Origin of the sequence: Streptomyces flavofungini, assembly GCF_041028215.1 — a bacterium.
Classification (GTDB): Bacteria; Actinomycetota; Actinomycetes; order Streptomycetales; family Streptomycetaceae; genus Streptomyces; species Streptomyces flavofungini_B.
The window spans coordinates 1-5,557 of sequence record NZ_JASKYR010000582.1 but is presented as its reverse complement, the minus strand read 5'-3'; the positions used below and the strand labels follow the sequence as shown (position 1 = coordinate 5,557).

General features: G+C 73.2%; 5 protein-coding genes and 1 pseudogene. 1 reads left to right on the top strand and 5 read right to left on the bottom strand.

From position 1 onward, the window contains the following. On the bottom strand, positions 1–811 hold an 811-nt coding region (locus tag AB8Z36_RS30180; protein WP_440582032.1), incomplete at its 3' end, for a glycoside hydrolase family 3 protein. Positions 812–1,094: 283 nt separating this feature from the next. Next, positions 1,095–1,991, bottom strand: coding sequence for a LysR family transcriptional regulator (locus AB8Z36_RS30175; protein WP_369216562.1), 897 nt, complete (start codon positions 1,989–1,991; stop codon positions 1,095–1,097). 104 nt (positions 1,992–2,095) lie between these two features. On the opposite strand from AB8Z36_RS30175, the gene AB8Z36_RS30170 reads away from it, so the two are divergent. Then, positions 2,096–3,091, top strand: coding sequence for an EamA family transporter (locus AB8Z36_RS30170; protein WP_369216561.1), 996 nt, complete (start codon positions 2,096–2,098; stop codon positions 3,089–3,091). Here AB8Z36_RS30170 and AB8Z36_RS30165 read toward each other — a convergent pair. From AB8Z36_RS30165 to AB8Z36_RS30155, 3 genes and pseudogenes are all read right to left on the bottom strand, one after another. Continuing rightward, positions 3,081–3,755 (bottom strand): annotated as a pseudogene (locus AB8Z36_RS30165) (sugar phosphate isomerase/epimerase family protein); the annotation flags it as partial. The gene AB8Z36_RS30170 and the pseudogene AB8Z36_RS30165 overlap by 11 nt on opposite strands. A gap of 54 nt (positions 3,756–3,809) precedes the next feature. Next, a complete protein-coding gene (locus AB8Z36_RS30160) occupies positions 3,810–4,790 on the bottom strand; it encodes a bifunctional helix-turn-helix transcriptional regulator/GNAT family N-acetyltransferase (protein ID WP_369216560.1) in 981 nt (326 codons plus the stop codon). A gap of 91 nt (positions 4,791–4,881) precedes the next feature. Then, complete coding sequence (locus AB8Z36_RS30155; RefSeq protein ID WP_369216559.1) at positions 4,882–5,481, bottom strand: LysE family translocator; 600 nt, start codon at positions 5,479–5,481, stop codon at positions 4,882–4,884. Positions 5,482–5,557 lie beyond the last annotated feature (76 nt).

Genomic DNA, 5,557 nt, shown 5'->3' with positions numbered 1-5,557 from the left:
GGGTCGCGGGGTCGCCCGACGGGTCGAGGGCGGGCACCACGATGTGCGCCGTCATCACCGAGTCGACGCCCGCGGCGATCGCGGCACGGAAGGGCGGCGCGTCGTAGGTGTCCCACTCCTCGCGGGTGTGGTGGATGTGCGGCAGCTCCGTGTGGCTGTCGTCCATGGTGTCGCCGTGCCCGGGGAAGTGCTTGGCCGCGGTCGTGACGCCCCCGCTCCGGTAGCCCTCGATCTGCGCCGTCACGAGGGCGGCGACCGCGTCCGGGTCGGAGCCGAAGGAGCGCACGCCGATGACCGGGTTGGCCGGGTCGACGTTCACGTCCGCGTCCGGGGCGTGGTTCTGGCGGATGCCGAGGGCGCGCAGCTCCGTGCCCGCGATCCGGGCGGCCTCGCGGGCGTGCTCCGGCGAGCCGGACGCGCCGAGCGCCATCGCGCCGGGCAGGAGCGTCGCCGGGGCGCCGACGCGGGCCACCGCGCCGTGCTCCTGGTCCACCGAGATCAGTACGGGGATGCCGGAGGGGAGCGCCTCGGCCGCCGCCCGCTGGATGCCCCGGGAGAGGGCGGCGATCTGGTGCGGGTCGCGGGTGTTGTGGGCCCAGCCGAAGTAGATGACGCCGCCGAGGTGGTAGCGGGCGATCAGCCCGGCCGCGTCGTCGACGCCGAGTTCCGCGCGGTTGATGTCGATGTCCCGCTGGTCGGGTGCGGTGGCCGTGTGCCCGTACACGTGCATCACGAAGAGCTGGCCGACCTTCTCCTCCAGGCTCATCTTGGCGATGAGGGTGCGGAGGGTGTGGTCGTCGGGCTGCGGCACGGGCGCTCCTGCGGGCCGGAGGAAACTTTCAGGAGCTACGGATATCCCGAAGATTTCTGCCGGTCAAGGGCCGTGGGCCCCGGGGGGCCGCCACCGGCGCTGTGTGGAGGGGGGCGCACCGGTGACGGCGGGCTGCCGGCCGCAGGCGGCGGAGAGGGTGGTCAGCGTTCGCAGCCAGCAGCGATGCCGACACCGCCCTGCGGAGACTCACCGACAGCGTGCCGCTTGGACGATCGGGGGCGGGCCGGGGTTCCCGGTTTCCGCGAAGTGGTACGGGGGTTGTTCAGACGGGCCAGTGTGTCTGCAACGCCTGGACCGTGGCCGTGATCGCGGGGCGCCGGGACGCGCCGGTCCGCCAGAGCGCGTACAGCCGCCGCACCGGCAGCGGATCGAGGCTGACGGTGACCGCGTCCGGCGGCAGCGGCCCGCGGCCGAGGCGGGGGATCAGCGCGATGCCGAGCCCCGCGGCGACCAGCGCGACCAGCGTCGGATTCTCCTCCGCCATGTGCGCGATGTCGGGTTCGCAGCCCGCCTCCCGCAGCGTACGCACCAGCCACTCGTGGCAGACGAGCCCCGGCGGCTGCGTGATCCAGCGCTCGTCCCGCAGCTCCGCACGGCGTACGGAGGAACGCCCGGCGAGCCGGTGCCCGGCCGGGACGACGAGGTCGCAGAGGTCGTCCCCGATGACGGCCTGCTCCACTCCGGGCGGCGCGGGCAGCGGAGCGATGTCCCAGTCGTGGGCGACCGCCATATCGACCGCCCCCTTGGCCACCAGGTCGACGGAGAGATGCGGATCGACCTCCGTCATCCGGGCGTCCAGCGCCGGGTGCCGCCGCGCGAGACCGGCGAGGACCTGTGGCATGAGCCCCCGCGCGGCCGAGGCGAACGCGGCGATGGTGAGCCGCCCCGCGGGGACCCCGCGCCGCTCCTCCAGCTCGGTCTCGGCCCGCTCGACGAGGGCCATCAACTGCCCGGCCGTCTCCACGAGACGCAGGGCCTCCTCCGTGAGGGCGACGCCCCGGCCCCGGCGTTCGAGGAGCGTGGTGCGGGTCTCGCGCTCCAGCTTGGCTATCTGCTGGGAGACCGCCGACGGCGTGTACCCGAGCGCGGTGGCCGCCGCGCCCACCGTGCCGTGCACCGAGACGGCGTGCAGGGCGCGCAGCCTGGCGAGATCCAGCATGGGCCGACCGCTCCAATTCCTCGGGGATTCGTAAGCGTTGCTACATCCCATCATGCAGATATCCGTGCTGGTCCTACATGGTCGGGCCGGGTGATCCTCGACGCATGCGACCCGTTCATGTCTGTCTGGCCGTCCTCGTCGCCGCCGTATGGGGCGTCAACTTCGTCGTCATCGACGTGGGGCTCGACCACTTTCCGCCGCTCCTCTTCTCCGCCCTGCGCTTCCTCGTCGCCGCGCTGCCCGCCGTCTTCTTCGTGGGGCGGCCGAAGGTCGCGTGGAAGTGGATCGCCGGGGTCGGACTCGCGCTCGGGGTGGCCAAGTTCGGGCTGCTCTTCGTCGGCATGGACGCCGGGATGCCCGCCGGTCTCTCCTCCCTCGTCCTCCAGGTCCAGGCTGTCTTCACCGCCCTCTTCGCCGCCGTGGCGCTGAGCGAGCGGCCGGGGCGGGTGCGGGTGCTCGGCATGGTGATCGCCCTCGCCGGGATCGGCGTCGCGGCGGTCGACGAGGGCGCGGCGGGACCGCTCACCGCCTTCGCGCTCGTGGTCGGCGCCGCGGCCTGCTGGGGCGTGTCCAACGTGCTGACCCGCAAGGCCTCGCCGTCGGACTCGCTCAACTTCATGGTGTGGGTGAGCACCGTCCCCGTGCTCCCGCTGCTCGGCCTCTCCCTCCTCCTCGAAGGCCCCGGGCGGGACGCGGCGGCCCTGCGCTCCCTCGACTGGCAGGGCGCGGGCATCATCGTCTACGTCGCCTGGGTCACGACCGTCTTCGGCTTCGGCGCCTGGGGCTTCCTGCTGCGCCGCTACCCCGCCTCCACGGTCGCCCCTTTCTCGCTGCTCGTGCCGGTCTTCGGCGTGTCCTCCGCGGCGCTCGTCCTCGGCGAGCCGGTGAGCGGCCCGCGGTGGTGCGCGGCGGCGCTGCTCGTGGGCGGCGTGGCGCTCACCTCGTTCGGCAGGGGCGGCCGTGCTGTCAGGCCGAGCGGCTCAGCAGGCGTGACAGGTGGTCACGGCCCGGTCCCAGCAGACCCGGCAGCGGTGCCGCCGCCTCGTACCAGCGCTTCTCGTACTCCCAGCACAGCCAGCCTTCCCAGCCCTCCGAGCTGAGCAGCGCCACGATCTCGGCGAGCGGGAGCGCGCCCGCGCCGAGCGCCAGCGGGGTGGTGTCCTGTGCGGAGGCGATGTCCTTGACCTGGACGTAGCCGAGATAGGGGGCGAGGGCGGCGAAGCTGTCGGTGACCGGCTCGCCGCCGAGCCAGGTGTGCATGACGTCCCACAGGGCGCCGACCTGGCGGTGCCCGACCGTGCCGAGGACGCGCGTGGCGTCGGCTCCCGTGCGGTGCGAGTCGTGGGTCTCCAGGAGGATGCGGACACCGGCGTCGGCCGCGTGCCGCGCGGCGGTGCCGAGCCGCCGCGCGGCCGTCGCGTCCGCCTCCGGCGCGCTCTGCTCGCCGCCGCCGGGGAAGACGCGCACGAAGGGGGCGCCGAGGTCACGGGCGAGGTCGACCAGGGAACGGATCTCGTCCAGGACGGGCCCGTCGTCGCCGGGCGCGGCCACGCGCGCGTACCCGGCGACCGCCAGGATGTCCACCCCGGCGGCCTTGAAGTCGGCGGCGACGTCGGCCCGTTCGACGAGCCCGAGCCCCGGGTGCACCGGCTCCTCGGGGTGTGCGCGCAGCTCGACGCCCTGGTAGCCGTGGTCGGTGGCGAGCCGCAGGACGTCGGCGAGGGGCAGACCGGGCACGCCGAGGGTGGAGAAGGCGAATTTCATGGTCCCGACAGTAGGGGGCGCGGGGGTGCGGTCAACCCCGCCGCCACGCCCGTGTCAGGCGGTCCTGTCGTGCAGGGGGAGCCGCCAGTCCTGGCCGACGAGGTCGGCTCCATACGCGCGGTGCGGCTGCTGGCCGACGAGGACGAAGCCGTGCCGCTGGTAGATCGAGCGGGCGGCGGCGAGCACGTCGACGGTCCAGAGCACCAGCTCCCTGTACCCGACTTTGCGCGCGAACTCCACGCAGGCGCCGACCAGTTGGTCCCCGATGCCGAGGCCGCGCGCGTCCGGCTCCACGAGCAGGACGCGCAGCCGTGCCGTGCCCGGACTCTCGTCGCGCACGCACATCACACTCCCCACCGGGCGCCCGTCGAGGTCGGCGATCCACACCCGCTCCAGATGCGGGTCGTGGTCCTGGGCGAAATCCGCGACGATCCGGGCGACCAGGCCTTCGTAGTCGGTGTTCCAGCCGTACTCGGCGGCGTACAGCGCGGCGTTGCGCTGGACGATCCAGCCGAGGTCGCCCGCCTCCGGCTCGCGGAGCCGGACGCTGCGGCGTCGCCGGGCGGTGCCCCCGCCGTCGAGGATGCCCCTGACGGTGCGCAGGGCGGCCGTGAGGCGGGTCCTCTCGGCGGCGGGCACCTCCGCGACGAGCGCCCCCACCGCTTCCCGCGAGCGCTCTTCGAGCAGCTCGGCGGCGTCGCGCCCGCGCGCGGTCAGGGTGATCCGCTGCCGCCGTGGATCGGGCACGGACGGCGCCCGCTCCACCAGGCCGTCCCGCTCGAACCTGGCGAGCAGCCTGCTCAGGTACCCCGCGTCGAGCGAGAGCGCGACCCGCAGGTCGGCCGCGTCGGTGTGCGGCGCGTGCGCGAGTTCGTACAGGACGCGGGACTCGGTGAGGGTGTACGGGACGTACAGGTGGCGGCTGTAGTCGAGGGCGCCGATGAGGTTGGTGTAGAAGCGGTTGAACGCCCGCATCTCCTGGATGGGGGCGCTCGCCGTCGGCGGTGCCCCGGTCGTCCGCGGTGGTTTCGTCATGAGGATCACCCGACCTGGCGTTGACTGAGTCAACGGTACGCCGGTCTTCCGGGCGACGGAACCCCCTCGGCGGAGCCCCCGCCGCGGTCCCTCAGAGGAACGCCAGGCGCAGGCCCAGCGCCGCGAACGCCGCGGCGAAGGTGCGGCGCATCCAGCCGACGACGCGGGGGCGGGCGATGACGTGCCGTCGCATCGCCGCCGCGAAACGGCCGTACGCCAGGAAGACCACGAAGGTCATCAGCATGAAGTAGCCGCTCAGCTCCGTCATGCGCAGCAGCGCGTACGGCTCGTCGGTGCTCACGAACTGCGGCAGGAACGCGAAGAAGAACAGGGTCAGTTTCGGGTTGAGCACGTTGATCAGAACGGCCGTCAGGATCGTGCGGCCCGCCGAGCGCGGCTCGGACTCCCGCTCCGCGGTGAGCTCGCTCTTGTCCCGCAGGGTGCTCCACGCCATGTACAGCAGATAGGCGACGCCCAGGTACTTCAGGGTCTCGAAGGCGACCGCGCTGGCGTTGAGGAGCGCCGCGAGGCCCGTGATCGCGGCCACCATGTGCGGGACGACGCCCAGCGTGCACCCGACGGACGCGACCACCGCGGCCCGCGTGCCGTGCGACAGCCCCGCCGCGATCGTGAACAGCACCCCGGTGCCGGGCGTCACACAGACGACGAGGGAGGTGAGAAAGAATTCCATGCCTTGACCCTGTCGCCACAATGGCTCCATGAACAGGTCCAATGGATCACCCCTCGACAGGACCATAGATGGGGGC

Coding starts and splice junctions, on each gene's coding strand:
- AB8Z36_RS30175 (WP_369216562.1), bottom strand. CDS start 1,991: ATGCTGGATCTCGCCAGGCTGCGCGCCCTGCACGCCGTCTCGGTGCAC.
- AB8Z36_RS30170 (WP_369216561.1), top strand. CDS start 2,096: ATGCGACCCGTTCATGTCTGTCTGGCCGTCCTCGTCGCCGCCGTATGG.
- AB8Z36_RS30160 (WP_369216560.1), bottom strand. CDS start 4,790: ATGACGAAACCACCGCGGACGACCGGGGCACCGCCGACGGCGAGCGCC.
- AB8Z36_RS30155 (WP_369216559.1), bottom strand. CDS start 5,481: ATGGAATTCTTTCTCACCTCCCTCGTCGTCTGTGTGACGCCCGGCACC.